The sequence below is a fragment of the Acinetobacter sp. YH16032 genome (assembly GCF_013417345.1).
Classification (GTDB): domain Bacteria; phylum Pseudomonadota; class Gammaproteobacteria; order Pseudomonadales; family Moraxellaceae; genus Acinetobacter.
Map to the genome: position 1 here is coordinate 1 of NZ_VPEE01000025.1, position 26842 is coordinate 26842.

30 protein-coding genes, 4 tRNA genes and 1 pseudogene are annotated in these 26842 nt (G+C 37.9%); 21 read left to right on the forward strand and 14 right to left on the reverse strand.

The features are described from left to right. Positions 1-603: 603 nt before the first annotated feature. The 4 genes and pseudogenes from FTV32_RS12000 to ahpC all read left to right on the forward strand — a co-directional run bounded on the left by FTV32_RS12000 (position 604) and on the right by ahpC (position 3218). Positions 604-825, forward strand: coding sequence for a hypothetical protein (locus FTV32_RS12000; RefSeq protein WP_035267598.1), 222 nt, complete (start codon positions 604-606; stop codon positions 823-825). A gap of 366 nt (positions 826-1191) precedes the next feature. Then, a pseudogene (locus FTV32_RS12005) lies at positions 1192-1625 on the forward strand (methionine synthase); the annotation flags it as partial. A 112-nt stretch (positions 1626-1737) separates the two neighbouring features. Beyond that, positions 1738-2232: a flavin reductase family protein gene (locus tag FTV32_RS12010; RefSeq protein WP_180028766.1), complete on the forward strand. Its 495-nt coding sequence runs from the start codon at positions 1738-1740 to the stop codon at positions 2230-2232. A 422-nt stretch (positions 2233-2654) separates the two neighbouring features. Continuing rightward, a complete protein-coding gene (gene ahpC / locus FTV32_RS12015) occupies positions 2655-3218 on the forward strand; it encodes an alkyl hydroperoxide reductase subunit C (RefSeq protein WP_035267594.1) in 564 nt (187 codons plus the stop codon). Positions 3219-3263: 45 nt separating this feature from the next. On the opposite strand, the gene FTV32_RS12020 is transcribed toward ahpC, so the two are convergent. Together FTV32_RS12020 and ycaC are read right to left on the reverse strand one after the other, a co-directional pair. Next, on the reverse strand, positions 3264-4187 hold the full coding sequence (locus FTV32_RS12020) for a LysR substrate-binding domain-containing protein (RefSeq protein WP_180028767.1): 924 nt from the start codon (positions 4185-4187) through the stop codon (positions 3264-3266). A 122-nt stretch (positions 4188-4309) separates the two neighbouring features. After that, positions 4310-4936, reverse strand: coding sequence for an isochorismate family cysteine hydrolase YcaC (ycaC, locus tag FTV32_RS12025; RefSeq protein ID WP_035267592.1), 627 nt, complete (start codon positions 4934-4936; stop codon positions 4310-4312). Positions 4937-5236: 300 nt separating this feature from the next. On the opposite strand from ycaC, the gene FTV32_RS12030 reads away from it, so the two are divergent. From FTV32_RS12030 to FTV32_RS12040, 3 genes are all read left to right on the forward strand, one after another. Then, a complete protein-coding gene (locus tag FTV32_RS12030; protein ID WP_180028768.1) occupies positions 5237-6106 on the forward strand; it encodes a pirin family protein in 870 nt (289 codons plus the stop codon). 448 nt (positions 6107-6554) lie between these two features. Then, positions 6555-7853 carry an FAD-dependent oxidoreductase gene (locus tag FTV32_RS12035; protein ID WP_218947414.1) on the forward strand — a complete coding sequence of 433 codons (1299 nt, stop codon included), beginning with the start codon at positions 6555-6557 and terminating at the stop codon, positions 7851-7853. Positions 7854-7861: 8 nt separating this feature from the next. Continuing rightward, positions 7862-8701, forward strand: coding sequence for a bifunctional 2-polyprenyl-6-hydroxyphenol methylase/3-demethylubiquinol 3-O-methyltransferase UbiG (locus FTV32_RS12040; RefSeq protein ID WP_180028769.1), 840 nt, complete (start codon positions 7862-7864; stop codon positions 8699-8701). Positions 8702-8750: 49 nt separating this feature from the next. Here the strand turns inward: FTV32_RS12040 and FTV32_RS12045 are convergent. From FTV32_RS12045 to FTV32_RS12055, 3 genes are all read right to left on the reverse strand, one after another. Continuing rightward, positions 8751-8826, reverse strand: a tRNA-Thr gene (locus FTV32_RS12045). A 177-nt stretch (positions 8827-9003) separates the two neighbouring features. Continuing rightward, positions 9004-9231 carry a hypothetical protein gene (locus FTV32_RS12050; protein WP_035267585.1) on the reverse strand — a complete coding sequence of 76 codons (228 nt, stop codon included), beginning with the start codon at positions 9229-9231 and terminating at the stop codon, positions 9004-9006. A gap of 207 nt (positions 9232-9438) precedes the next feature. Continuing rightward, a tRNA-Ser gene (locus FTV32_RS12055) sits at positions 9439-9529 on the reverse strand. A gap of 123 nt (positions 9530-9652) precedes the next feature. On the opposite strand from FTV32_RS12055, the gene FTV32_RS12060 reads away from it, so the two are divergent. Next, positions 9653-11533 (forward strand): potassium transporter Kup, encoded by a 1881-nt coding sequence (locus tag FTV32_RS12060; protein ID WP_180028770.1) that lies wholly within the window; start codon positions 9653-9655, stop codon positions 11531-11533. Positions 11534-11604: 71 nt separating this feature from the next. Here the strand turns inward: FTV32_RS12060 and FTV32_RS12065 are convergent, their stop codons facing one another. Beyond that, complete coding sequence (locus tag FTV32_RS12065; RefSeq protein WP_257227628.1) at positions 11605-11967, reverse strand: hypothetical protein; 363 nt, start codon at positions 11965-11967, stop codon at positions 11605-11607. Positions 11968-12267: 300 nt separating this feature from the next. Between FTV32_RS12065 and FTV32_RS12070 the strand changes: the two genes are divergently transcribed. Together FTV32_RS12070 and FTV32_RS12075 are read left to right on the forward strand one after the other, a co-directional pair. Then, entirely contained in the window at positions 12268-13311 is a 1044-nt protein-coding gene (locus FTV32_RS12070) for a DNA/RNA non-specific endonuclease (protein WP_180028771.1), read from the forward strand. A 72-nt stretch (positions 13312-13383) separates the two neighbouring features. After that, on the forward strand, positions 13384-13629 hold the full coding sequence (locus FTV32_RS12075) for a hypothetical protein (protein ID WP_179999072.1): 246 nt from the start codon (positions 13384-13386) through the stop codon (positions 13627-13629). Between the two features lie 39 nt (positions 13630-13668). On the opposite strand, the gene FTV32_RS12080 is transcribed toward FTV32_RS12075, so the two are convergent. Beyond that, positions 13669-14679: an AraC family transcriptional regulator gene (locus FTV32_RS12080; RefSeq protein WP_180028772.1), complete on the reverse strand. Its 1011-nt coding sequence runs from the start codon at positions 14677-14679 to the stop codon at positions 13669-13671. A gap of 199 nt (positions 14680-14878) precedes the next feature. Between FTV32_RS12080 and FTV32_RS12085 the strand changes: the two genes are divergently transcribed. Further along, positions 14879-15514: a hypothetical protein gene (locus FTV32_RS12085; protein WP_180028773.1), complete on the forward strand. Its 636-nt coding sequence runs from the start codon at positions 14879-14881 to the stop codon at positions 15512-15514. A gap of 266 nt (positions 15515-15780) precedes the next feature. Here FTV32_RS12085 and hisF read toward each other — a convergent pair whose 3' ends face one another. Beyond that, on the reverse strand, positions 15781-16542 hold the full coding sequence (hisF, locus tag FTV32_RS12090; RefSeq protein ID WP_322840173.1) for an imidazole glycerol phosphate synthase subunit HisF: 762 nt from the start codon (positions 16540-16542) through the stop codon (positions 15781-15783). A 111-nt stretch (positions 16543-16653) separates the two neighbouring features. Between hisF and FTV32_RS12095 the strand changes: the two genes are divergently transcribed. The 4 genes from FTV32_RS12095 to FTV32_RS12110 are packed head-to-tail and all read left to right on the forward strand — an operon-like array spanning position 16654 to position 19015. Then, positions 16654-17604, forward strand: coding sequence for a homoserine kinase (locus FTV32_RS12095; protein ID WP_180028774.1), 951 nt, complete (start codon positions 16654-16656; stop codon positions 17602-17604). A 24-nt stretch (positions 17605-17628) separates the two neighbouring features. Beyond that, the gene (locus tag FTV32_RS12100) at positions 17629-18252 is read left to right on the forward strand and encodes a DUF1294 domain-containing protein (protein ID WP_179999061.1); all 624 of its coding nucleotides are present in this window, start codon (positions 17629-17631) and stop codon (positions 18250-18252) included. A gap of 29 nt (positions 18253-18281) precedes the next feature. Then, positions 18282-18674: a membrane protein gene (locus FTV32_RS12105; RefSeq protein ID WP_035267567.1), complete on the forward strand. Its 393-nt coding sequence runs from the start codon at positions 18282-18284 to the stop codon at positions 18672-18674. Positions 18675-18700: 26 nt separating this feature from the next. After that, positions 18701-19015, forward strand: a complete 315-nt coding sequence (locus tag FTV32_RS12110) for an antibiotic biosynthesis monooxygenase (RefSeq protein ID WP_180028775.1) — start codon at positions 18701-18703, stop codon at positions 19013-19015. A gap of 2 nt (positions 19016-19017) precedes the next feature. On the opposite strand, the gene FTV32_RS12115 is transcribed toward FTV32_RS12110, so the two are convergent. The 3 genes from FTV32_RS12115 to FTV32_RS12125 form a co-directional block, all read right to left on the reverse strand. Continuing rightward, positions 19018-19905, reverse strand: a complete 888-nt coding sequence (locus tag FTV32_RS12115; RefSeq protein WP_180028776.1) for a DMT family transporter — start codon at positions 19903-19905, stop codon at positions 19018-19020. Between the two features lie 52 nt (positions 19906-19957). After that, positions 19958-20689: a 1-(5-phosphoribosyl)-5-[(5-phosphoribosylamino)methylideneamino]imidazole-4-carboxamide isomerase gene (hisA, locus tag FTV32_RS12120; protein ID WP_035267561.1), complete on the reverse strand. Its 732-nt coding sequence runs from the start codon at positions 20687-20689 to the stop codon at positions 19958-19960. A 129-nt stretch (positions 20690-20818) separates the two neighbouring features. Beyond that, the gene (locus FTV32_RS12125) at positions 20819-21580 is read right to left on the reverse strand and encodes a hypothetical protein (RefSeq protein WP_180028777.1); all 762 of its coding nucleotides are present in this window, start codon (positions 21578-21580) and stop codon (positions 20819-20821) included. A 557-nt stretch (positions 21581-22137) separates the two neighbouring features. On the opposite strand from FTV32_RS12125, the gene FTV32_RS12130 reads away from it, so the two are divergent. After that, positions 22138-22566 (forward strand): helix-turn-helix domain-containing protein, encoded by a 429-nt coding sequence (locus tag FTV32_RS12130; RefSeq protein ID WP_373683351.1) that lies wholly within the window; start codon positions 22138-22140, stop codon positions 22564-22566. A 51-nt stretch (positions 22567-22617) separates the two neighbouring features. On the opposite strand, the gene hisH is transcribed toward FTV32_RS12130, so the two are convergent. Both hisH and hisB read right to left on the reverse strand, forming a co-directional pair. Next, the gene (hisH, locus tag FTV32_RS12135) at positions 22618-23235 is read right to left on the reverse strand and encodes an imidazole glycerol phosphate synthase subunit HisH (RefSeq protein WP_180028778.1); all 618 of its coding nucleotides are present in this window, start codon (positions 23233-23235) and stop codon (positions 22618-22620) included. After that, positions 23235-23828, reverse strand: coding sequence for an imidazoleglycerol-phosphate dehydratase HisB (gene hisB / locus FTV32_RS12140; protein ID WP_180028779.1), 594 nt, complete (start codon positions 23826-23828; stop codon positions 23235-23237). The genes hisH and hisB overlap by 1 nt, the downstream gene beginning before the upstream one ends. A 93-nt stretch (positions 23829-23921) precedes the next feature. Here hisB and FTV32_RS12145 point away from each other — a divergent pair, with 93 nt between their 5' ends. The 4 genes from FTV32_RS12145 to FTV32_RS12160 all read left to right on the forward strand — a co-directional run bounded on the left by FTV32_RS12145 (position 23922) and on the right by FTV32_RS12160 (position 25669). After that, positions 23922-24299 (forward strand): GNAT family N-acetyltransferase, encoded by a 378-nt coding sequence (locus tag FTV32_RS12145; RefSeq protein WP_180028780.1) that lies wholly within the window; start codon positions 23922-23924, stop codon positions 24297-24299. Between the two features lie 172 nt (positions 24300-24471). Continuing rightward, positions 24472-24547 (forward strand) — tRNA-Phe (locus FTV32_RS12150). 136 nt (positions 24548-24683) lie between these two features. Next, positions 24684-24759: transfer RNA gene (locus FTV32_RS12155), tRNA-Phe, on the forward strand. Positions 24760-24892: 133 nt separating this feature from the next. Next, positions 24893-25669: a class I SAM-dependent methyltransferase gene (locus FTV32_RS12160; protein WP_180028796.1), complete on the forward strand. Its 777-nt coding sequence runs from the start codon at positions 24893-24895 to the stop codon at positions 25667-25669. 6 nt (positions 25670-25675) lie between these two features. Here FTV32_RS12160 and FTV32_RS12165 read toward each other — a convergent pair whose 3' ends face one another. Then, positions 25676-26098, reverse strand: coding sequence for a GNAT family acetyltransferase (locus FTV32_RS12165; protein WP_179999046.1), 423 nt, complete (start codon positions 26096-26098; stop codon positions 25676-25678). Positions 26099-26368: 270 nt separating this feature from the next. On the opposite strand from FTV32_RS12165, the gene FTV32_RS12170 reads away from it, so the two are divergent. Further along, a complete protein-coding gene (locus tag FTV32_RS12170; protein ID WP_180028781.1) occupies positions 26369-26836 on the forward strand; it encodes a hypothetical protein in 468 nt (155 codons plus the stop codon). Positions 26837-26842 lie beyond the last annotated feature (6 nt).

Genomic DNA, 26842 nt, shown 5'->3' on the forward strand with positions numbered 1-26842 from the left:
GAGATCCATGCACGCATGGCAGTCTTGAATAAATTCACAGAATTAGGTCGTCCTCATACCCAAGTTGTCTCTTAAATTTGAGTAGCTTAAGGGAGCTCAGCCTTTCAAACCTTTATGCAACAAAGCCCTTCGCAGCATGCTTCGAACTTATCTCAAATAAATATTAAATTTATCACTGTTAATAATGAAAATATAAGACCTAGTTTTGATTTAAATTTTCATAGTTTAAATACTGGTAAAATTTATCAGCTCATTTAAATATTAAAATTAAACCATAAAGTATTTTTTATGGTATAATCGTTGTTGATCGAATCCGTAAGCGAAACGGAAGTGTTTAGATAGAACTTAGAATTGCGTATTCTCAATTTATAGATTTTAATATCTATGATGTCTAAACAGTTAACGCAGAGCATGAACTCGCACCATGCCGATCTTAGAAGTCCACAATCTCATTGTGGGCTTTTTATAATTAAATACATGCTAATGTAAAATTGTAATTTGAATTATAGGCTTGAGCCTCTTCGATATCAGAATCCATACTCTCGATTTAAATATTTAATATTATTTTTAATTTTACATGAGCTCATTAATGAGTAAGTGAAAATGAATATCTCTAATGGCTGGACTACAGCAAAAGCAGTGAATGGTGAAACCATTCGAATTAACATTATCCCATTTCATAAAGTTCAAAATACGATGAGAGGGCAAATTCTTGTAGAAGTTTCTAAACAAGTTGAAGTCGAATCAGGTGAAGTATTTGAAATAAACTTAGATGGCCGATCTTTTTTCTTGGGATTTAATAATCTATATAAGATTATGATTTAAAAATATTTTTTCATAAATGATGCTATTTTTAGTAGTAAAACCTTTAAAGATCATCAAGATAAATTTAAGAAAGCGATACAAAATCACAGACTCTGGTCTCGAGAGGATATAGTAGCAAGTATCCCAGCATAAAAATAAGAGAAGCCTAGATTCACTATCTAGGCTCTTTTTTTAGGTAGTCATGATAGGTTTATTGATCGAATTATTTTGATTGGTCTTAAGTAAATATACCGTGAATAATCTGAGCACAGTTCATCATAGAGCTTTTAGACTCGTAATTCGAGCGACGTTAGATCGCTACTTGATTTATTTCTATTGATGACCTTGAGTAATTTGATACAAAGTTAATTTTGATTTGTCTAGAGAATTGCTATTCTTGAGCTAGCGCTTGAAAATTTGAAATGTGAAACCGCCATACATATTTGTAAAAGTAATTCTATGAAAGATAATAAAAATGGGAAACAAACTTTGAGTAATGAACGGTGTCCTTTTGAAACGTCACTCCCGATACTACAAAAATCTAAGTTGGGGCATCATTTCTCTAGAGTGCAAAACTCACATATATCCATGGATCTTATTGAACTGATTCGTGGAAGAAAGTCATGATCGGTGTAATCGATGTGGCAACCAATCAAATTGAAACACTTGACGAAATGGTGAACACTTTGCGTAAAGTTTTGCAATTTGTCGATGCTGATAAGCTATACCCTTCAACCCACTGTGGAATGATACCACTGTCTCGTCACGTGGGACGTGACAAACTTGAAGCCTTAAGTATGGGTTCAGCGATCTTAAACTAAGAAGTTAGTGCTTTAGCTGAGTTTATTTTCTACATTCAAGATGGATCATCTGTGCAATCACCTATATCCTAGGTTCGCACGAGTTTAGCAATTTATATTTGAGAAGAGAAAAATGGTTGAAGCTTCAGACTACAGAAACGCAATGTCTTTATTAACCACTGCAGTCAATATTATTACAACAGCTGGTGAAACAGGACAGCATGGTTTCACGGCTTCTGCTGTATGTAGCGTTACTGATTCACCTGCTACGCTTTTGGTGTGTATGAATCAATCATCCCGATCTCATCAGTATTTTATTGAGAACAAAGTTTTATCTGTCAATGTGCTCAGTTCTCAACATGAGTCTCTTTCAAATGCTTTTGCATCGAGTCAATTAAGTGCAGAACAACGTTTTGGATTAGCCCAATGGGGTAAATTGAAAACAGGTTGCCCGGTCTTAAAGGACGCTTTAGTCAGTTTTGATTGTGAGATTGAGCAAATTCAACGAGTGGGCACACACAGTATTTTTATTTGCCGAGTTGTAGCCATTCAACAAAGCTCGCAAGAGGAAAGTCTTGTCTATTTTAATCGATCTTATCATCAGGTGAGTGCAAAAGAGGAAGTTTAATGAGCTAGAGCAGCAAGATTTTCAATCGTTTCTTATAATGATTATAGAAATAGATCAGCGTTTGATTAATGATCTTGGGAAAGATGGTGAATCGTAAGCCTCGAACAGTGAGCTTTCATAGTGTGAGGTTAAACCCAATGGATATTACTCGAATCGTTTATGGTCATACAGAGTGAATGATCTTTCTCTTTGAGATGAAAAAAGACAAGTATTATTTTCAAAAAATTGAAACCAATTAAATAAGTTTTAAAAAAAATAATCAGTGTTTTATATTTAATTTATTCTCTTAAAGAAATATATTAACTTTTAAATCTAGAAATTCGATTGTTTTTATGAATACTTTCGGTTTTACCAATTTAATCATCTTTTGTATTCTCTATTTCAACGAAGCAACACTCTCACAAAGAAATAGAGGAAAACACATGAGTTTAATCAATACTGAAGTCAAACCATTCAATGCAACTGCTTATCAAAATGGTGAGTTCATTGAAGTTTCTGAGCAAGATTTTAAAGGTAAATGGTCTGTTGTCTTTTTCTATCCTGCAGATTTTACATTTGTATGTCCAACAGAATTAGGCGATCTTGCTGATAACTATGCTGAATTCCAAAAGTTAGGTGTAGAAATTTATGGTGTATCTACAGATACTCATTTCACACATAAAGCTTGGCATGATACTTCAGATGTGATTGGTAAAATTCAGTATCCACTTATTGGTGACCCAACGTGGACATTGTCTAAAAACTTTGATGTATTGATTGAATCTGAAGGTTTGGCAGATCGTGGTACATTTGTAATTGATCCTGAAGGAAAAATTCAAATTGTAGAGATTAATGCAGGTGGTATTGGTCGTGATGCTCAAGAACTTCTTCGCAAAGTGAAAGCGGCTCAATATGTTCATGCTCACCCAGGCGAAGTATGTCCTGCGAAATGGAAAGAAGGTGATGCTACACTTGCACCATCAATCGATCTTGTTGGTAAGATCTAAATTAAGTTGAAAAGTAAAGAACCAGCACGATGTGCTGGTTTTTTATTAAGAGGCATAACCTTCTTGATTTTGTGCTGCTTGTCGTAAACCTTCAACCAAGTGGTCGATGAGTTTTTCCATCACGAGTCGTTGTCCTTTACGTGATGCATAAACGAGTTGCACAGTCCCTATATTTGAGCACCAGTCAGGCAAGATGTGTATAAGCCGTCCTGCTGCCAAATCCTTTTGCACTGTAAGATAAGGTAGATCTGCAATACCTAATCCATCCATTACTGAATAATACACACCAGCCAAATCATTACTTTTAATACGTGGTTGTAATGGAATTTCAATGAGATCATGCCCTTCAATTCGGTGCAAATTCCATTGATAATGAGTTTTTTGAGTTCCTAAAACAATTGTTGGAAAATCATTGATTTCAGTTGGATATTCTAAAACGCGACCCTGTAAAAGCTCAGGGGTTGCCACTAAACAATGAGTGGTTTTGATGACATCACGAACCACGATGGTGGAGTCTTCATTGGCAGAAAAATTAGTTCTGATCGCCAAGTCAATATCATCGTGCAATACATCTACGCGTCGGCTGGTTAATTCCATCTCGACTTGAACTTTTGGATAGCGCTTCAAAAAATCATTGAGTAAAGAGCGAATTTGATAACGCATCATTACGGGTGGGCAACTAATTTTAACTAGACCCTGAGGTTCACTTTTCTGTTTAAGTAAAACATTATGAGCGCAATCAACTTGGTTGATTACTTTTTCACATTCTTGAAAAAATTCTTGACCTAAAGGCGTTACTTTGAAATGGCGAGTAGAACGTTGAATGAGTGTGACATTAAATTTTGCTTCGAGTTCTAAAATACGTCGACTAAGCTTTGATTTAGTTATATTTGACGCGTGACTAGCAGCACTGAAACCGCCGTATTTAACGACCAAATAAAAATAGTAATAGTCATCAAATGAATGCAATTTTCACCTCGACGCCTGATCTGATAAAGTTTAAGCATAGGTTAAACTAAGCCGTTCAAGAAATCATCTTGGGTTTTGAATATGGTAAAAAAAAGCGACCAAAAGGTCGCTTTTATTAAATATTATTTTTTAGTGGTATTCTTTACATAGCTAACCATTAAGTTTTTATAGTCAGGAATATGCTCACCGAATAAAGCACCTAAACCTTCGATATCATTACGCCAGTCACGATGTAACTCACCTGCAGCACCAAACCATGTCATAAGTTGAGCACCTGCTTGAGACATGCGGTTCCATGCAGCATCACGCGTAATTTGGTTGAATGTACCAGATGCATCAGTAATCACGAATACATCAAAGTCTTCAGCAAGAGCTGAAAGTGTAGGGAATGCAACACATACTTCAGTCACAACACCAGCGATGATCAGTTGTTTTTTACCTGTCGCTTTAACAGCATTTACAAAATCTTCGTTATCCCAAGCATTGATTTGACCTGGACGCGCGATATATGGAGCATCAGGGAACATTTCAACTAATTCTGGAACGAGTGGACCATTAGGACCATCTTCAAAACTTGTTGTTAAAATCGTCGGCAAGTTAAAGTATTTTGCTGCTGCTGCGAGTGCTAAAACATTGTTTTTAAACTTATCAGGATCGATATCACGTACAAGAGAAAGAAGACCTGTTTGGTGGTCGACTAAAAGCACTACTGCATTATCTTTATCTAAACGAACGTAAGGTTTGCCCATTATTATTAGCCTCTATGATGTTAGTAAGTGTGAATACGTATCAATGAACTCGTATTCAGTCACCAGTTATATTAGACTGAAAATGAGATAAATTTGTGACCATTTTTAGGATAATTAGTCTTATTAATAGGAATATTGTAATCATTAATTTCAAATTTCAGTGAATAGTCACATATATGAATTAATTTAGATTATTATAATCATAAAAATAGGAATCTGTGTGGCAGTAAAGCTCTTTTTATTTTCTGTGCAAAGTCTAAAATTAGCGCATGTTCATCCTATCGAATATAGGAGTAAAAGATGAAAAGAGTAATTGGGGTTTATCGTAACCAACATACACATTGGGTTGGTGATGGTCTGCCAGTGCGTAACTTATTTTCTTATGATCGGTTAGGTCAAGCACTTAGTCCTTTTTTGTTATTAGATTATGGTGCACCACATCACTTTGAGCCAACGACACGTCAGTTAGGTGTTGGCTCACATCCTCATCGCGGATTTGAAACAGTGACTATCGCCTACCAAGGTGGTTTAGCACATAAGGATTCCAGTGGTGGTGGTGGTGTTATCGAGGCAGGAGATGTGCAATGGATGACTGCTGGGGCCGGATTGGTTCACGAAGAGTTTCATTCTCCTGAATTTGCTCAAAAAGGTGGAATTCTTGAAATGGCACAGCTTTGGGTCAATCTACCAGCCAAAGATAAAATGACTCAACCACGTTATCAAGCGATCACATCTCATGATATTCCAACAATTACCATGGATGATGATGCTGGTCACATCCGTGTAATTGCGGGTGAGTTTGGTGGTCATTATGGTCCTGCTGAAACATTTACTCCAATAAATGTGTGGGATGGTCAGCTTAAAGCTGAGTATGAAACATTCATACATGTTCCTGTAGATCACAACGTATTGGTTGTAGTGTTGAATGGTGAACTCGTAATTAATGGGACTCAAAAAGTTCTAGACAGTTCAATTGTGATGTTTGCTCGTGATGGTGAGGAAGCAATTCAATTGCAAGCATATAAAGATACACAATTTTTAGTGCTTACAGGTGAGCCACTAAATGAGCCAATTCAAGGGCATGGACCATTCGTCATGAACACCAAAGAAGAAATCATTCAAGCTTTTCATGATTTCAATAATGGTAAATTTGGTGAAATTGCACGTTAATTGGAACGAGAAAAGCGGAAATATCATTTCCGCTTTTTTTGTAATCATCACTTTAAAAAAATAAAGGACCTCTATCCCACACAACAGAGGTCCTTATACGCTGTAATTTATATTTATTTTCTAGATCACATTCTATTTGTGTTTCTTATTAATGTGATGTAGTTCTCATTTTCAAAACAATGATAATGCATTTTTTTTAAGCTGTAAACTAAAAAATTAAATTATTGGTGAAAATATCTATTTTGTTTTTAAACATATTTTTTGATTTCTTAAAAAATACAAGTGTATTAAATATTTAGCGTATGACGAATAGTGTAGCAAGAATTTTACGCAAATTTATTTGATTAAAAATTAATCAAAAACAAATAAAATCTGGAAGTTTTTAATAGCAAGTTTCAAAGTGTTCTATCGCATAATTAAAAAAATTTTTAATGCTTGGATCATAATTTTGAAAATTGCAGTGATTGGAAGTGGTATGGCAGGGTTGGCAACTGCGAGAATTCTCAAGGATGCTGGTCACCAGATCACAGTTTTCGAGGCGCTTCCAGGGCGTGGTATGGATAGTTATAGTCTTGAGTATGAAGGTGGGATTATTGATTCGCCATTACGTGTCATGAATCCAATGCTCTGGAAAAATACATTGAGTCTTGCCACACATTTGGGTCTCAACACTTTTCCAGTACGTACATATATGTCATGTAGCTGGTTATTTGAAGATAAAATCGAAACTTGGCTGACAACATCACGTTCACGCATAGGCAACTTTCCAATCATTAACAATCGAAAAGGATTAAAGCAATATGGCATCCGTTTAGTGAAAGGGATGTTACAACTTAGATCTGCATTGAAGCAGTTTTTTAAATCTAAAAATCAAGATATCACTTTAGATGAGTTCGTTAAATATAACCAAATAGAAGAAGTATTTTGGAATGGGGCAGTCATGCCTGTCCTATTTACCATTTGTACATGTGATGCCAAAACAATTGGTGAATGGCCAGCGAAACCATTGTTGATTTTCTTACGCCAACTGACGGATGGAGATGCACTTCTTCGAATTCAAGGTGGGACTCCAGCTTTCGTTGATAAATTGCTGGAAGATATCGATTTAAGAAGTGGGCAGCCTATTACTCGTGTACAAGAGCAGGATGATTTAGTTTATGTGGAAAATGAAGCAGGTGAATCTGACTTATTTGATCGTGTGATAGTCGCGACACCAACAACAAAAGTTCATGAGTTTTTAGATGCTGAACAGTTTGCGGATGATATTGCACTTCTCAAACAATTTAAGTTTGTTGATGGTGAATTGGTCATTCATACTGATTCAGTGGTAATGCCTGTGAAGCGTAAAGATTGGTGCGTATTGAGTTATATGATGGATCGTAAATTTACTAAACAGCATTTCACTGTTTGGCTGAATTCGATTGAGCCAACATTAGTGGGTAAATCTCCTGTTTTTCAAACTTGGAATCCAGTAATTGAGATTGATCCTAAAAAAGTAATACATAAAGTGAAACTCACTAGAGCTGTTGTAGACCGTCATACTCTACCACTAACGCATGAGTTGAGTGCTCGTCACCAACAACAAGGTCGTAAAGTATTTTATTGTGGCTCTTGGTCATGTGATGGATTGCCAATTTTGGAGTCAGCGGTGACTTCAGCAATGGATATAGCAAAATTACTTGATGCGCCGTTACCATTTTTAGGTTTAAAGCCTAAGGTACAGGTTGCACCAGAGTTAGGATATTAAGGGATTGAATGAAGAAGCTCCAAGCATGGATGAAAGCACCTCGACATAAATATGCGATCAATGCAGCTTTATTGGGGGATTACCGTAATTGTGCTTGGAGTAATTTAGGTCTGTGGAAAACTGACCAGCTGAATTATCCACAAGCCTGCGAGTTACTCGCAATAACCCTTGCTCAATCTATCGATTTAAATTCAAAAGATAAATTAATTGATTTAGGTTGTGGGCAAGGTGCTAGCTTAATTTTATGGAAAGAAAAATTTCAAATCGAATACTTGGAAGGAATTGAATTACAAGAATATTATATAAATCATACGCGTAAGTTTTTACCTCATGTCAATCGGATCTCGCAGGGAACATTTTTAAATTTAGAATCTAGATCATTTGAATTTAAATTTGATGCGGCAATTTGCATCGATGCTGCTTATCACAGTAATTTGAATTTATTTCTTCGTTCTATAGATGGGGTTTTGAATTCAAAAGGACGCTTAGCATTTCATTATCTTGCTTTGAATTCAAAGTTCTATACTTTGAGTCCTCTAGCGCAATTGAAAGTTAAATTATTATTAAAAGCAGCTGACGTTCAACTGAACCATTTGCACTCATTCGATGAAATGCAATCAATCTTAGCGCAAGCGGGCTTTAGAGATATACATATTCAAGATTTGAGTCGCGAGGTATTTGCAGGATTTGCAACGTATATTCAGAGTGATATTTTTAAAAAGAACATCCAAGCTCATTCGTATCACGTTTTAGATTTGGCAAAAATTAAGATGACAGCAAAGTTGTGTGCGAAACTTTATCAAGAGGGAATCGTACGATATGTACAAGTGAGTGCAAGTAAAAAATAAATCATCAAAAACAACAAAGCCTCACTAAAAAGCGAGGCTAAGTATAAAATGGTGCCGGCACACGGATTCGAACTGTGGACCTACTGATTACAAGTCAGTTGCTCTACCAACTGAGCTATGCCGGCAACGTGGAGAGAATAATAGCGTTTTTTCACTAAAACGCAAGTCAAAAATTAATCGATTAATTAAAATTGAGCAGGATGAATTGTTTTTGCTTTATTTTTGATCGCCTTTTCTCCTCATTTTATAGTGATGCCCGTCATAGCGTGTACAGGCATCTTGAGAAAATTTTATAGGATCAGCTATTTGTTTTTTAGAATACGATCAAGGTCTTGTGCACACTCTTCAAGAGTATAAGCCATATCAAATTGCATTTGAGGTTTTAACTCTTGTGCTAATTTTCTCCATTGCTCAATTAATCTTAGCGCTTTTTGAATTTTGTGTTTATTCACATCTTTAGCGATAGTGGGTGTGTAGCCACCACGTTTTGCATTTTTAATTTGTTTTACATAGTTGGCGCTGTTATTCATATTATCTCCGGAATAGCAGGTTCTCTATTTTATAGGTGTGCAAAAATCATCTATTTGAATAACGTTGTTAGGTTGTTCAGCTCCTTAAGTATTGTTTTTATTAACTTAACATGATGTTGATGACAGTAAAATGAAGCGAGATACGTGCCAAAAGCGAAGTTTTAGGCGAAAAAAAACCGAATCTCATGATTCGGTTTTTTTAAATTCTGGCGGTGAAAGAGGGATTCGAACCCTCGATACGCTATTAACGTATACACACTTTCCAGGCGTGCTCCTTCAGCCACTCGGACACTTCACCAAGGCGTGCGATGATAACTAAAAAAAAAGCAGATGCCAAGTTGAAACAATTGATTTAAAGAAAAAGTTTTTAGCCAGTGATATGATTGCCGAAAAATTCTGTCGAATGCATGAAGACTAAAATATGCAAAGCACTGCAAAAAAAGCCGCACTTCCTGCGGTAACATTGGCAGCATTAGGGGTGGTGTTTGGTGACATTGGAACCAGTCCTCTGTATGCATTGCGTCAATGCTTCCTTACGGCTCATATTGCAATTACTGAGGCAACCGTTTTGGGCATTTTGTCGCTCATTTTCTGGTGCATGATGCTCACCATCAGCTTTAAATATGTCTCAGTCATTATGAAGGCAGATAACAATGGTGAAGGCGGTATTATGTCGCTTCTTGCCTTAAATCTACGTTCAACTCGTATTGCAGATCAGCGCAAAATTTATCTCATTGCCTTGGGCTTTATCGGTGCATCACTGTTTTTTGGTGATGGCATTATTACCCCAGCAATTTCTATTTTATCTGCGATTGAAGGTTTAAGTATTGCGACTCCGATGTTTAATCAATGGTTATTACCATTGGCCGTCGGTATTTTAACAGCACTGTTTTTAATTCAGCGCCACGGCACGGCGACCATGGGTAAGTTCTTTGGACCAATCACATTATTGTGGTTTGCATCTATTGGACTATTAGGCTTATGGAGTGTTATGCAAACACCGTTCGTGTTGGCAATGATCAGTCCGCACTGGGCGTTTGGCTTTATCATCAACCAACCTTTTGTTGCATTCCTCACGATGGGTGCCGTCATTTTAACGATGACGGGTGGTGAAGCACTATATGCAGATATGGGACATTTTGGTCGCATGCCCATTAAGCTTGCTTGGTTTGTGATTGTATTGCCAAGTCTAGTTTTTAACTATGCGGGTCAAGGTGCTCTACTTTTACGAGACCCAAATGCAATTGAGAACCCATTTTACCTGTTGGTCCCTGATTGGGCTTTATTTCCAATGATTGGTCTTGCAACCGCTGCTGCTGTGATTGCCTCACAAGCGGTGATTACGGGTGTATTCTCAATGGTCAATCAAGCGATCCAATTACGCTATTTACCGCGTTTAACCGTGCAACACACCTCTGATATTGAACAAGGACAAATCTATGTCCCATTCATCAACTGGGTATTATTTATTTCAGTCATTATTCTCATTTTATTATTTGAAAATAGTGCGAATCTTGCCAGTGCCTATGGTGTAGCAGTGACCATGACTATGCTGTGTGGTACGATTTTAATTTCGATTTTAGCTTATGGCGTTTGGCGCTGGCCTGTTTGGAAAGTAGCCCTTTTTGCTGTGCCTTTATTGATCATCGACCTCATTTTTGTTGCTTCGACTTCTTTAAAAATTGTTGGTGGTGGATGGGTGCCGATCTTGATAGGTGCAATTGTATTTACCGTTTTAATGACGTGGAAAGATGGCCGTCAAATCGTACTTAATAAGCTTGAGTCTGATGCGTTACCTATTGATCTCTTTATTCAAAGTGTCAAGATGAGTGATGAAACGCTGATCGTTCCTGGGGATGCAATTTTCCTCACAGGAACACCTAATATCGTTCCACATGCGATGTTGCACAATATTAAGCATAATAAGGTTCTACACGAACGTAATATGATGATTACGGTCATTACTAAAGATGTACCATATGTACCTGATATTGAGAGAATTCGTGTAGAAAAGATGGATAATCGATTCTTTAGGATTTTTGTATATTATGGGTTTAAAGACCAACCCAACATTCCAGTTGCGCTGAAAGCGGCATATAAGCAGTTAAATTTTGAATTTGATATGATGCAAATTAGTTTCTTTATTTCACGTGATCGTCTGATTCATACCGTGGGAGAGGGAATGGCGCCATGGCGTGAAAAATTATTTATATCAATGCAGCGGAATACCAGTCCTGTGAGTGATTTCTATTTAATTCCACCAAATCGCGTGGTCGAAATGGGAAGCCAGATCGAAATCTGAGTAAGCGTTTGCTAAAATTTTGGATATAAAAAAACCGCCTCTAAGGCGGTTTTTTTATTAAGCCTAATACATTACTCAGCCGCTGGTGCTTCTACAGGCGCTTCTTCAGTTGCATTTACTTCAGGTTGAGCTGGAACTGCAGTTTGTGCTTGAGGAGCAATTTCTTCTGCTTCAGCAGGTGGTAAGTTTCCAAGAGGCGCTTTCGCATCAGCAGGCGCTTGTGTTGTAGCACCTTCAGAAATAACTTTCATCTGACCATTAGCTAATACTTCTTGTAAAGTACCAGGCTGACCATTCACTGTTGTTACGACTTTAGCTTTAGAAAGGCTTTCCAAAGTTTCGCCAGCTTGAACTGGTGGCTCAGCAAATGCACTTGCACTTGCCAAAGATAAACCCATTACTAATGCTGTCAAAGAAGTATGTGCTAATTTCATAGTGTCCTCACTTTCAATTCTTTTAATTTACTAAATAACTTTTATAGCATCTCACAAGTAATTGATGTAATTCAATCAAATACACGTAAAAGCTTAAAGAGTGTTAAAAAACTATTCTATAAAAACAACAATTTGTTACTTATTTTGAGTGATATTTGAACGGAATGCGAAGATCCTTTATTCACTTGAAAATTCACTTGATGTACTTCAAATTCATAGCTTGTTAAGCTGTGGCTGGTTTTGAATAAAGCCCACGCATTGGGCCAGAAGTTGAACACGGAATGAATAGGTAATCTGAGTTTGAATAATATTGTGGTAAAAGCTGTATTAGGTATTGTTGCAGCAGGAAGCTTTGCAATTGCTTTCGGTCAAGAAAAGTTGTCTTCATATCTGCCATTTTCAGGTTCGGTTAATAATACAGCTTGTCTAAATCAATTTTATCGCCAAGAGCCACCTTATTTAATCAAAGAGAGCTTAAATAAAGATCGCTACCCATTATGCTTTAATGGATTCACCACTATGTATTCTGGTGTCTCAAAAACACCATTATGGGTAGCTGAATATCTGAATCCAGATCGGCTGAGCCAAAAAATAAAAAGAGAAGACAGTTTCCATGAGGAGACTCGTGTAGCAGAAAAGCATCGAGCATTATTATCAGATTATCGTGGGTCGGGATATGACCGTGGTCATATGGCTCCAAATGCTGATATGCCAAATAAAGCTGCACAGTACGACAGTTTTTCTTTAGCAAATATGGTTCCTCAAGCTCCGCAGAATAACCAACAAATCTGGCGAGAAATTGAGGAAGCGACACGTGCAATCGTTACGAAGCAGAAACATGATGTGTATGTGATTACCGGGCCTGTATATAGTGGCAAAAAACTGAAAACCATTGGACGCGGTGTTATTGTTCCAACAGCGGTGTTTAAAGCCGTATATATACCTAAAACAGGTGCTATTGGCGCATATTACGCTCCAAATAATAATTCACTACAGATGCAAGTGGTCAGTGTATGCCAGTTAGAAGAAGTGCTTGGCATGAATCTGTTTCCTCAACTTACATCTGAGCAAAAGCGTAATATTTATAAATTGCCATTAAAAGCCAATCAGGTCAAAGCTCAACAAGCGATAGAGTATTCGCACTGGGATGCCGAAAGCCAATGTGCAGTTGATATCTCAACAGATCAACTCAAAGCGCTGCAAAAAGAGTTTAGTAGTCAAAGCGTACCTGTCAATACAACCGTAACGAATCAAGAGGCTAAGATCGATGAACAAGCACAAGATGCAATCGTGAAAGAGTTGGTTCAAGCGTTGTTGCAATATTTATTACAAATCCTTAAATAAAAAAGCTCGAATTTGCCCTGAAGATTCATTTATCTTCAGGGATTGATATTTATAAACATAAAGAGATTTGCCATGTTTAAGCCTTTTGAAAATGGGACTGAGTCACATTCGATACATGATCTGACGCTTGAAAATGATCTTGATCGTGTGAGTATTTATGGCAACTTACAAATCACCAAAGATCAAGCCGGTTTAGCCGCTGCGAAAGCGTTAAAACAATATTTAGATGCAATGGTCATCTATTTAGAAGATCAAAAAAATTTAGCAGAAAAAATAGAAACGACGGCTGAGAATGAAATAGAAAATCCATTCTTGTGATTCATTAATCATCTTTAGAATGATGACTTAGATTGACAATCATGAACTGCGAATATGATGTTGAATACGCCACTGCTGGGGCGTCATCTTCATCCACTGACGAAATGCGCGTTGGAATGCACTTTGTTCTGAATAACTGAGCAATAACGAAATCTCATGTAAGCTGAGATAAGGATCTTGTAAATATTGAATCGCTAGAAGTTTGCGGACTTCTTGAACGCGCTGCTGATAGGTATCACCTTGATTTTGTAAATGGCGCTGAAGTTGTCTGACTGACATTCCCACTTGTTCTGCGACAGTTTGAATTTGATAATTGTGTCTTTGGATTCCAATCAGAATGGCTTGCTGTAACCGCTCATCGATTTGTGTGTTATTGGGGAGTCGACTTAACAAATCTTGAGCTTGCTGCATCAGGAGTTTTTGTAAAGTTTGATCAGCTTGTTTAATCGGTGCTTGTAGGAGCTGGCTTGGAAAAGTAAGCTTGACATGAGGCTGAGAGAATTTTACTTTACTCTGAAAAAAACGCTCATAAATCGCAATATTTTTTGGTGCTGGAAAGCGAAAGTGAATTTCTTGAATATGTAAATGCTCAATACCCGCATAACGTTTTAGAAATTCAACCAATAATGCCATCGCAATTTCATCCGTGATTTGTGTCGACAAATGCATCGGCAAATCTTCCCAACGTACGCTAAATACGCCTTGCTCCAGATCAACGGCGAGAGGTGTACCATCATAAATTAAACGATGATATTCATGATAACGGGTGAGTGCTTCTGCTAGGTTATCGCATGATAAAGCGATATACGCGATAATGCCTAAATGTTGTGGTTTGACCCATTGAGCAATTTCTAACCCTAACGCAGGTTGTGGGTGTACTTCATAAATTTCATTTAATATTTCACGCCAAATGCTAAAGTCAAAGCGTTCGGCTTGCTGAATACTTGCCAATTTTGCAGAAATAGGGAGACCGTTCTCTTCACAATAATTATGTAAGAGATGTCCAAGTCCACCATGAACCGAGCCTGAATAATCCTTTATCTGCTGCATGTGATTAATACTTTTCTTGTTTTATCAATTGAAATCACGATGAGTTATTAAGCCTGTTTTTACAGTGCCATACAAGCGCTTTTTCTACCATACGACATTGAAAAATATGTCGTGATTTGTCAATGAAAATTTTATCTTGCGTCAATGGTTGAGAGCTTGAGTTAGATATATTGAAAGAAAAGAAACAGGGATTTTGAACATGATTAAAGGTTTTGTTGCAGGCTTAATCATTGCCAATGGATTTGAATGGGTCGCGCATAAATATGTTCTACATGGTGTACACCGTCCGGGTAAAGCGAGGTTTAGTCCTGTGCCTAAAAATATGGAATCTCATTGGGCACATCACCGTGAAGTTAGAACACAAGATTTCCATGATGAGGGTTATGTAGAGGGAATCTCAAATTGGCGAACAAAAAATGAAATCGTATCATTGGGGATTGTTGCTGCTGTATTTGGAACAGCATTTTATCCAATCTCGAAAGGCATGAGTTTATCCGTGCTTTATAGTGCTTGTAACTACTACTACACGCATCGCAGAGCTCACCTCGAACCTCATTGGGCAAAAAAGAAAATTCCTTGGCACTATGACCACCATATGAACGCCAATCAAGATGCAAATTGGTGTGTCACTAAGCCTTGGTTTGATTACATTTTAGGGACACGTGTCATTTCAACGCCAGATTTGAAGGAAGATAACCCTTTAGGGGTGCAGTTACCGTCTTTTATTTCAAAACGAGTCAATCATATCGTTGAACAATATTTCCCCGCAAAGTGGGTTGAGCAGAAAGCAGCGCGCTCCGATATTTCAAAAAAAGCTTTGGCTATAGTGGAGTAAGTCAGATTAGATATGGAATTGGCTGAATTGACGTCTGATTTGTCATGTTTTGTCAATAAAATATGTAGCTTTTGTCAAGATTTCGTGCAGATCTGTCATTTATGATATGAGATGAATAAATCGGAGAATGAAAATCTGATGGTAGAACTCTCCAGTTTATCGCTTTGCATAACGAACCAAGCGCTGTTTTTTCTTGGTTTTTAGGGCCTTCGGGCTCTTTTTTTTGCAAAAAAAAGAGGCATTTGCCTCTTTTTTATGGGGCATGATTAAAGACGCATTTCAATGCCTTGTTCAGCTAAATATTGTTTTGCTTCCGGGATAGTGTGTTGACCAAAGTGGAAGATAGAGGCTGCAAGCACTGCATCAGCACCCCCTTGTAAAATTCCGTCTGCTAGATGTTGAAGATTACCCACACCACCTGAAGCAATCGTTGGAATCGTTACACGATCATTAATCTGACGCATCAATGCTAAGTCATAACCAGCTTTTGTACCATCTGCATCCATTGACGTAATGAGCAATTCGCCTGCGCCGTATTCTGCCATTTTCACAGACCATTCAATCGCATCGATACCCGTTGGTTTGCGACCACCATGTGTGAAAATCTCCCACTTATTTTCACCCGTTTTTTTTGCATCAATCGCAACTACAATACATTGTGCACCAAAACGTTGAGAGGCTTCTTGAACGAATTCAGGATTAAAGACAGCAGCTGAGTTAATACTGACTTTGTCTGCACCAGCGTTAAGCAATAAACGAATATCTTCAACTTTACGAACACCGCCACCTACGGTCAGTGGTACAAATACAGTTTCAGCCATACGCTCAACCGTACGGTAAGTGGTGTCACGCCCATTAGATGTTGCAGTGATATCGAGAAAAGTAATCTCATCTGCACCTTGTTCGTTATAACGACGTGCTACTTCAACTGGGTCGCCTGCATCACGAATATCAAGGAATTGAACACCTTTTACAACTCGACCGTTATCTACGTCGAGGCAAGGAATAATACGTTTAGCAAGCATAATTTTTTCCAAAAATAACAGCCGATTATGAAACTTACAGACTTTGGTGCTACACCTTGGTAGTCGGAGCAGGTATTCTATCAAAATAATGTAAGTTTTTTCGCAGGTTTTTTTATGTCGGTTTATACCACTTTGACTTTAAAGGAAGTTCAGGATTTTGCTACGCCTTATGGATTAGAGGTGATTGACCTGATTCCGATTCAAGGAGGTATTCAAAATACGAACTATTTTCTAGTTTGTGCAGATCAAACCGAATTTGTTTTAACAATTTTTGAAGATATGGATGAGCAAGGCGCAGGTGAACTCGTCCCTGTACTTGAGCATCTGGGTCATGCAGGTCTCCCTGTGCCTGTACCTTTGAAACATTCAGGACATTCGATTCAGATCTTAAAAAATAAACCTGCACAAATTGCGCCTAGAATGCGTGGCAAGCATCCTATGCCTTCATCACTTGAACAGGTTCAGTCCATTGCTATTGCACAGGCTCAAATACATGTGGCTCTCGATAACTTTCCCTTAGAGCGCGCAGAGTATCGTAATCATGATTATTGGTTAAGTGTGGCTCAGCAGCTTCGACCTACGCTAAATCCAGCCGATCAAGTATTATTAAATAGTTTGTTAGGTTTATATGACGCTCTTACCGCAATGTACCCTAATCGTCCACGAGGTTTTATCCATTCTGACTTATTTAGAGATAACACTTTATTTGAAGGGGCTACTTTAAAAGGGATACTCGATTTTTATGAGTTGAATAAAGATGAACTTTTGTTTGATATCGCCATTACGATGAATGATTTCTGTACAGAATATCCAAATGTTCATTTGAATGAGGAAAAGGCCTTAGCATTCTTGGAGGCTTATCAAAGTGTGCGTGAAATGACCAGTGATGAAAAATCATGTCTGGAGCTCTATTTAGCGATGGCAGCTGGACGTTTCTGGATGATGCGTTTGCTAGTGGCTCAAAAGAACAAAGAAATGGGGCGTGTTAGCGAGGATATTTTGCAAAAAAATCCTTTAGAAATGCGCAATATGCTGGTTGAAAGATTAAAATTTGTCACAGCTTAAAAATTTAAAAAATCTGGGGGAAATATGCGTGATCAAGGTCGTCTAGTTGAATGGTTTGATGAAAAAGGCTATGGATTTATTCAACCCAATGATTCATCCAAAGATCGCGTTTTCCTTCACATTAAAGATTTTGCCAAACCAGGCCCAAGACCGATTCCAGGTTGTGCTTTGGAGTATATCGTTCAATTGGATGGTCAAGGTCGATTTAAAGCGAAACAAGTAACATACTTAAAAGCGACTCAGGCAAAAAAAGTAAAAACGAAGCCGCGTCATTCACCAGTTACTCAACAAAAAATGCAACCGATGCAAGTAGCGATTATTGCTTATATCTTGACGCTTGCTACATTAGTCCTATTGGGGCTATTGAGTATGATGGTGGTGTTGGTCATTTTATTGATGAACCTGATCACCTATGGCTTATATGCACACGATAAAGCGGCGGCTCAACAGGGGAGTCAACGTGTACCAGAAAATACATTACATGTGGTTTCTATATTAGGAGGATGGCCGAGTGCTTGGCTTGCTCAGCAACGCTTGCGTCATAAAACACAAAAACAACCATTTCGAAAAATTTATTTCTGTACTATAGCGTTTAATATACTGATTATTTTATGGATAATTTCACCATTTAATGGTTTGAAATTATAAAGCCTCAAAAAAATTAAAAAGGTGACTTTATGAATTATACAGCTGATCAAGATCCAAACCGCAGCTTAACGATTTTACTTTATATCCTGTATATCATCGCTATTTTTTCAGCAGGTATTTTGGCGGTTATTGCGCTAATTATTAACTATTGGAAACGATCAAAGGTACAGGGCTCAATTTTTGAAAGTCATTTTACTTGGCAAATTCGTACTTTTTGGTGGTATTTAATTTGGAATATCATCGCGTTCCTGCCGTTTTTGTTCTTATTCTTCACGGGTGACAATCCTAATGCCTTTGCTGGTGTAGCACTGGGTGCAACAACATTCTGTATCGCAGTGATTGGTTTGTCATGGGTTTGGATTGTTTATCGTGCGATCAAAGGAATTATTAAGGTCAATGATAACGAGCCAATGTATCAATAATTAAAACTCATGAATGAGGTGGTGTCATGATTATTGAGCATGTTCATTTAAATATCAAAATGAACCAGAGTGAGGCATTCGAAAATGCTTTTAAATTAGCTAAAGACATTATTTCACCAATGAAGGGGCTAAATGCGGTTCAGCTGATTAAAAATACGAATAATGAACATGCTTATATTTTACTGATTTACTGGAACAAACTTGAAGATCATACGGAAGGTTTTAGGCAGTCAGAGGCGTATTTAAAATGGAAGGAACTCTTGCATCCCTTTTATGCGCCTATGCCTGAACTGCAGTATTTTCAACCATGTATGATGTTAAAGCTAAAAGAGCCCCAATAAGCTTATTCTTTCTTCTTAAATTTTGGTCTCCACTCACTGGTAATTACACCGAGCACAACCAACACGCCACCTAAAATTGAGAGCATAGCTAAACGCTCACCTGCTAATCTCCCAATCAAAGCTGCCCAAACAGGTTCGCCAGAATAAATAATGGCAGCCTGTGAAGGATCAACCACGCGTTGAGCCCAGTTCATGACTAACTGAATGATTGCACTTGCAAGTCCTAATCCTCCAATAATCGCAACGAAGATCCAGTTAAACTCAGGGAGTTGTGTTTCACCCACCAATGGTGCCATTAGAAAACAAATTAACGATGCAAAAATGAGTTGTAATATCGTCACTCGGCGTAAATTGACTCGAGGTGCAAAGTAACTAATGAGAATAATTTCAAGTGCAATCGCAATTGATCCTATCAAGGTAATGATCTGACCAAATTCAAGCCGAATAGCACCAAACCCATTGCCTGTTAAGAAAACTAAACCTACAAAGGCGAGTCCTGCCCCTATCCATGTCATGACATGTGGCCTTTTTTTAAAGAGCAACCACAATAAGATGGGAACCAACGGCACATAAAGTGCTGTCAAAAAGGCAGACTCGCTACTGGTGATGGTCTGTAAGCCAATGGTTTGCGTTCCATAGCCAATTGCAATCACTGTTCCAATGCAAAATCCTGCCCAAATATCTTTGGCACTAAAATTTTTACAATATTGAAGTGAGATGAGACCAACAGCCAGCGCAGCTGCTGCAAATCGAAAGGCAACGAAAAGCACTGGTGTGCTGAAGCTCAATCCATATTTGACTGTAATGAAACTGGCACCCCAAATCATCGTAATTGCAATGAGGGCAAGTTGTGGTGTTTTGGTTTTAAGGGTAGGAGATAAATTCAACATATTTTTAAGTAAGAAAAAAGAGGTCCTAAGACCTCTTTAGAAACATGCGCTATTAGAGCGCTTGTTCATCAAGTAATAATTGAGCTTCACGAAGATTTAAAGTGCCTTCATAAATTGCACGACCAGTAATCGCACCTAAAATACCAGGCTGACCTTTTAAGTTGCGAACGTCGTCAAGATTGGTCACACCGCCTGAAGCGATCACAGGTAAACCTGAATAAGTCGCAAGATTAACTGTTTGTTCGATATTCACACCTTGCATCATGCCATCACGTGCAATATCGGTATACACGATACTAGATACTCCAGCATCTGCAAAGCGTTTAGCTAAATCAGTTGCTTTCACGTCAGTTACATTTGCCCAGCCGTCAGTTGCGACCATGCCATTGATTGCATCAATACCGACAATGATGTGACCTGCGAATTTTCTACAAGCTTCCTCAACAAACTCAGGTTCTTTGACTGCTTTTGTACCAATAATGACGAATGATACACCTGCATCTAAGTAGTGTTCGATGGTTTCAAGAGAACGGATGCCACCACCAATTTGAATTGGCAGTTCAGGTTGTGCTTTTGCAATCGCTTCCACAACAGGTTTGTGAATAGGTGTACCAGCGAAAGCACCATTTAGATCAACTAAATGTAAACGGCGAGCGCCAGCGTCTACCCAATGTTGTGCTGTTGCCACAGGATCATCAGAGAAAACGGTATCGTCTTCCATACGACCTTGTTTTAAACGGACACATTTACCATCTTTAAGGTCAATTGCAGGGATAATCAGCATGCTTTCGCTCCTTGCCAGTATTCTGGAGTTTATTCGCAGCAATCTTAGCAAAGAAACATCAAATGAGCGAAGTAACAATGAAAAAAAACCGTCAGAACAATGTTGACGGTTTTTAATACGAACTTTGAATTAAATGTATGGTGTTGTATCTAAGTTAGAGATTAGATCAAAGCTAGTTGGTGTGATACTGGTTGGGATTGCACCTAAAGCATTTGTGATCTCTCCCGTGAATCCTACAAGATCACCCACGACAGGAATCGATGACAGAGCATCTGTTACAGGTGCTAAGTCATCCAGTAAATTATCCAATGTTCCTGAGACGTCTCCTAATGTTCCTGTGACACTGCCTAAAGGATCATCAATGAGACCAGTCACGAGATCAAGAGGTTTGGTACTTGCGACATAATCTCCCGTTTCACTCACGAATCCCAAAAGATTTGAAGAAGTTTCTCCGACAACATCTACGACAGCACCTAAACCTGGCACTTGGCTTAGCAGGTCGGTCACGGGATCGGCTAAACCAGCGACTTCACCTACAACATTTGAAACATCTTTGATGGTTTGGCCTACAGTTGCAGTAGTGCCATTCAATGCAGTATTAATGCCCCCTAATAGATCTCCCTTCGAAAAATCATCAGCGATAGATTGTAAGCCTCCGCTTAAATTTCCTAGTAAATTATTTTCAAGATTGAGTACCGATTCCACTGTATCTCCGATCAGTGGCAATTCTGTTAACTTATCCGTTAATGGTTTGGTCAGCGTCCCTACTGTGTCAACAACGGTATCTACAACTGTCGTTACGGTTTCTAGAATAAAACCAACTGCTTTCGTAATTCCCTGTAAAGCAAGGCTTAGAACGCCACTGATTTTTCCAGTAAAAAGTTTAAACATGTGCAGATTGCTCCAAAATATATGTGGTTAGTGTTGGATCTTTGTTGTTTCAGCAAGTTCATAATTAACAAAGAAAAAAATTTCAGACAAATCGAAAAAAGACAATATAAGTGGAATAATTTTGAAGATATGCCGTAAAAACAGCAACTTAATACAACACAAGGGTAATGTTTAAAAATGTTAACAAAATCAATTGTTTATTGTGGTTTAATTTGGTGCTTGATAGAATAAATGTACACTTATAATGCATGAATATTATCGAGTAGCATGGTGTAAATACCTAAAATGCCAACTTGTTCGATTCGTTGATTGATTTTGTGAATTTTGTGTATTTTTTTAATGATTAAAATTGGTGCTCATTGTCTTTACATAAGTTAACAATTAATCATTGGGTCAAATTATTTTTCTTTTTTAATTCAAACTGAGTAATGAGAAAAATTAGATCACACTTTTATTTGTGAATTATCAATATTGAAAATAATTTAAATTTCATCTGATTTGTTTGGCAATATTAGACTCAACTGCATAGGCTTAATGTTAAATTGAAACTGCAGACAGTGAATAAGATTTGGACAGAAGCGATGGCAGTTCAAGAAGATGATTTATTTAGCGAAGGTGCTAAAAAACTTAGAAAATTGATCAAAGAGAAAAACATTAAACCGGCTGATGTGGTGAATGCATTGGGAGTCTCTAAGGAAACACTGTCGAAATGGGTGCAAGAGTCAACTCCTGCCAATGCTCAACATCTAGTTGAATTAGCGAAAGTACTGAGTGCTGCAGAACGATGGGTTTCAGATGCAAAAGATGGTAAAAAATCAGAAAGTTTTAAACAATATCCTTTGAAGGATGAGTTGGCTTTAAAAGATGCAACGCCAGAACAATTAATTTCAGAACTTAAAAGTCGTTATGCTGCGCTGAATCTAAAAGCAGAAATTAAAGTAACTGTTGAGCCAATTGAAGGTGGCTTTGTCGTAAAAGATATTTAGAGTAAAGTCTGAAAAAAAAGCTCACTGAAAACAGTGAGCTTTATTACGGCTTTAAATTTTCCACTCTACAAAATTTTTCAACAACTGTAAGCCAGCTGTATGACTTTTTTCTGGATGGAACTGCGTAGCAAACAAATTATCTTTATGGATTGCGGTACAGAATTCCAAACCGTAGTTACATGTCGCAGCAATGATCTCAGATTGTTTCGGTTCAACATAGAAACTATGTACGAAATAGAAACGAGCATCTTGATCAATGTTGTTCCACATTGGATGGCTTGGATCTGCTTGGTGTACCTGATTCCAACCCATATGGGGAACTTTTAAACCTTCAATATCTGGAAAGCGTTTAACAGCACCTTCAAAAATGCCTAATGCATCTGCACCACCATTTTCTTCAGAGTGTTGCAGCAGAGCTTGCATGCCGACACAAATCGCAAGGACAGGCTTGTTGAAAACGGCATTGCGTACAACCTCGTCAATGCCAGCCTCGTGCATACCTTGCATGCAATCACGCATTGCACCAACGCCTGGGAACACAATTTTATCTGCTTGAGCAATCAGCTTAGGATCATTGGTCACATCAACGGTTGCACCAACATGCTCAAGTGCTTTTGCTGCTGAGTGAAGATTTCCCATGCCATAATCAAGAAGGGCAATACGGGTCATTACAAAGTACCTTTGGTTGAAGCTACAGTATTTTCTGCACGTGGATCTACTTCACACGCTATACGAAGTGCGCGTGCAAATGCTTTAAATACACTTTCAATTTGGTGATGGCTATTTTTACCTTTCAAATTGTCGATGTGTAGTGTCATTAATGCGTGATTCACAAAGCCTTGGAAAAACTCAGAGAATAGGTCGACATCAAAAGTACCAATGCGCGCGCGCGTAAATGGAATGTCCATCCATAAGCCAGGGCGGCCTGATAGGTCAACAACGACACGACTCAAGGACTCATCAAGTGGTGCATAGAAGTGACCATAGCGACGTAAACCTTTTTTGTCACCTAAAGCCTGTGCAAATGCCTGACCAAGGGTAATACCACAGTCTTCTACTGTATGGTGATCATCAATTTCTAAATCGCCGTCGCAATGAATATCGATATCAAATAAACCATGACGCTTGATTTGGTCGATCATATGGTCTAAAAATGGAACACCTGTATTGAGGGTGCCTTGACCAGTACCATCAAGATTCACGCGAACACGAATTTTGGTTTCGTTTGTGTTTCTTACCACTTCACTGATACGTTGCGTCATAGACACGTTCCTCAAAAACGTTAAAAATGATGAATGTAGATTTTCGATGTCACGAAAGTGACAGCATATTAGATTGCTCAGGAGGGTTAATCAATGCCTATAACCGTACATGCAATAACTTCGCTTGATAATGTTGAAGTTCGTGAACAGCTTGAGCGCTTATATGACACCAGTCCAGAATTTAGTGACGGACAAGATGCCATTGAACAACTTGAGCAAAACTTAACTCAGTATACCTTACTTTACACGGCAGAATTTAATACAAAGATCATTGGGGCCATTTGGTCAACTGGACAAGGTGAAAGTCGAATGCTTGAAAATATCGTAGTTCATCCGGCTAACCGTGGACGTGGTGTCGCAGAGCGCTTAGTGAGTGAAGCATGTCGAATGGAAGAAGAGAAAGGCGTTAATCATTTTGAGCCTGGATGTGGTGCAATACATCGTTGTTTAAGTAGTTTGGAAAAAATTTAAAACTATTGTTCGATTTTAAATATTAAAAGTCAGTCAATACTGGCTTTTTTTATTGGATTTGTATGTATTTACAGCGAATAATCTAAATGTTGTTTTAAAAACATCCAGTTGTTTAAATATCCCAAAAACTTGCTTGACTATATCGAGATGAAACTGTTTAATACGCGACATCGGCGTGATAGCTCAGTTGGTAGAGCAACGGATTGAAAATCCGTGTGTCCCCAGTTCGATCCTGGGTCTCGCCACCATATTCTTTTAAGAATTTGTATTTTCAATCTCTGATCCCATTAGAGATTTTTTTTTGGGTAAAATTTACTCGAACAAATAAAAAATGCATGATTTTTATTGACTATTGAGCTCAGTTACGGCTTAATACACCCCATCGGCGTGATAGCTCAGTTGGTAGAGCAACGGATTGAAAATCCGTGTGTCCCCAGTTCGATCCTGGGTCTCGCCACCATATTCGAAAAATCCTCAACATTGTTGAGGATTTTTTTTGCTTATAAAAAAAATACAAAATGGATTGAAGTCATGCATCATCCATTTTCTTTGATGTGCTAAGGTTGATTCCTCGATCAAATCCAAAATAAAAAATCAAAGACCTATTTTCTGATCAAAGTGAGCTTTATCAACAAGCTCGTCCAAGTTATCCACAAAGTGTGATTGACGAAATCTTCAAATATGTTCAGAACTATGAAATGGCTTGGGATTGCGGGGCAGGTTCAGGACAATTCACCCGCTTATTGGCTCCGCATTTTAATCCAGTCATTGCAATGGATTTGAGCGAAGCACAACTTCAGCAAGCCCCAGCAATAGATAATGTAATTTACCGAATTGAAAATGCTGAACATAGCAATTTTAAAGCACAATGTTTTGACCTGATTACAGTTGCCCAAGCCATTCATTGGTTTGACTTCGAGTTATTTTTTCAAGAAGTCTATCGAACACTGAAGCCTCAGGGTGTCTTTGCAGTGATTGGATATGGGCTTATTGAAGTGGAGAATGAGGAGCTTCAAAGCTGTATTGAAAAGCTATATCACCAAGTATTGAAACCATATTGGGAGAGTGAGCGTCACTATATTGATCTGAAATATCAAACGATTCCATTTCCTTTTGAAGAAATCCCGACCTGTGAGCAGCACATGCATTGTAAATGGCGGATTGATCAATTGATTGATTATTTAAATACATGGTCAGCTTTAAAGAAATATCTTAAACAAAATACGCAAGCCAATAATCAGGCGACACAAATCTTAAATCAGATGAGCCAATATGCCTTAACTTTGAATAATGATACCGGTCATAAATTTAATATTCGATTCCCAATATTTTTACGGATCGGTAAATTGATAAATGCTCCTGTTTTATAAAATTTCTTAATGGTCGTGAATGAGTCTTTTAGCAAGGCATACAACTTCTTTTTCGTCATATCCCAATTGTTCATAAAAGTTTTGAATATCAATAAATTCTTTTTGCACTAAAAGCTGAACTTCTGGACAACCAAGTGCAATCAATCTTTTTTCCAAATGTTGAATCAACGCTGTAGCAACACCATTCCGTTGATGATTGGGATGTACCGCGAGGTAATTGATCCACCCGCGATGACCGTCGTAACCACCCATTAATGTTGCGATAATGAACTGATCTTTCACTGCCACCAAGAATAAGTCATCTTTTTGTGCAGCCTTCCTAAAAATATCAATTTCCGGATTATTCCATGGTCGTGTTAGATCACATCTTTCCCAGAGTTGAATGATGTCTTCTAAGTCAGTCTCAATATAAGGACGAATGATAAACATGATGCGCTCAAATGGTGGTTAATTTTAATACAGAGATTAGCCTACTCTGATGAAATTGATAACTCATAATCATCTTATGTGTCTATTTTCTGCTTTACATTTATGCAGTCTTTTTTAGATAGGAAGATAAATATCAATAAAAAAGATTTGTCTGTGACGTGAGTCTAACAATTCTTGTTAAGTAAATGATATTTAAGATAAATGGTAGTTGTGTTTGGCTGAAATGTTTTTAAAGATGGCTTTTATTACGTTCAGTGAGAGCGATGGGGAATGAGACAATTTAAGCAAGTTTTGTGGGGAATCTGTGCTTGGGGTCTTTCGAGTTTGAGTTGGGCGGCACATCCTAACAATGGGCATTTTAAATTACTGCCAGATGATCAGTTAAGTTTGGTCAATGCTTTAGGTATTGAGGAATCTCAAATTCGTGAAATTACATCTTTTAAATCTCAGGATTTAAACCATTTAGAAAATTTCGTGAGTGATAGAAAAAGGATTCATTATACAAAGGATGAAGAGCAACCTTTTAAAGCGCTTATGGACTTAACATCTATGAACTCTTTACAATTCAATGGACAGGTTTTGGAGCAGCGGTTTGATCTTCAAAATCGGCAGATTTACATTAAATTTGGCCCAATTCGTGTTGACCGAATGGAGATGCAGTTAAATATGGATGGAGTTTACCAATTAGGTCATATTTTAAATCCACCACAAGCACTTCTTTCGTCAGCTAAATTTTGACTCCAT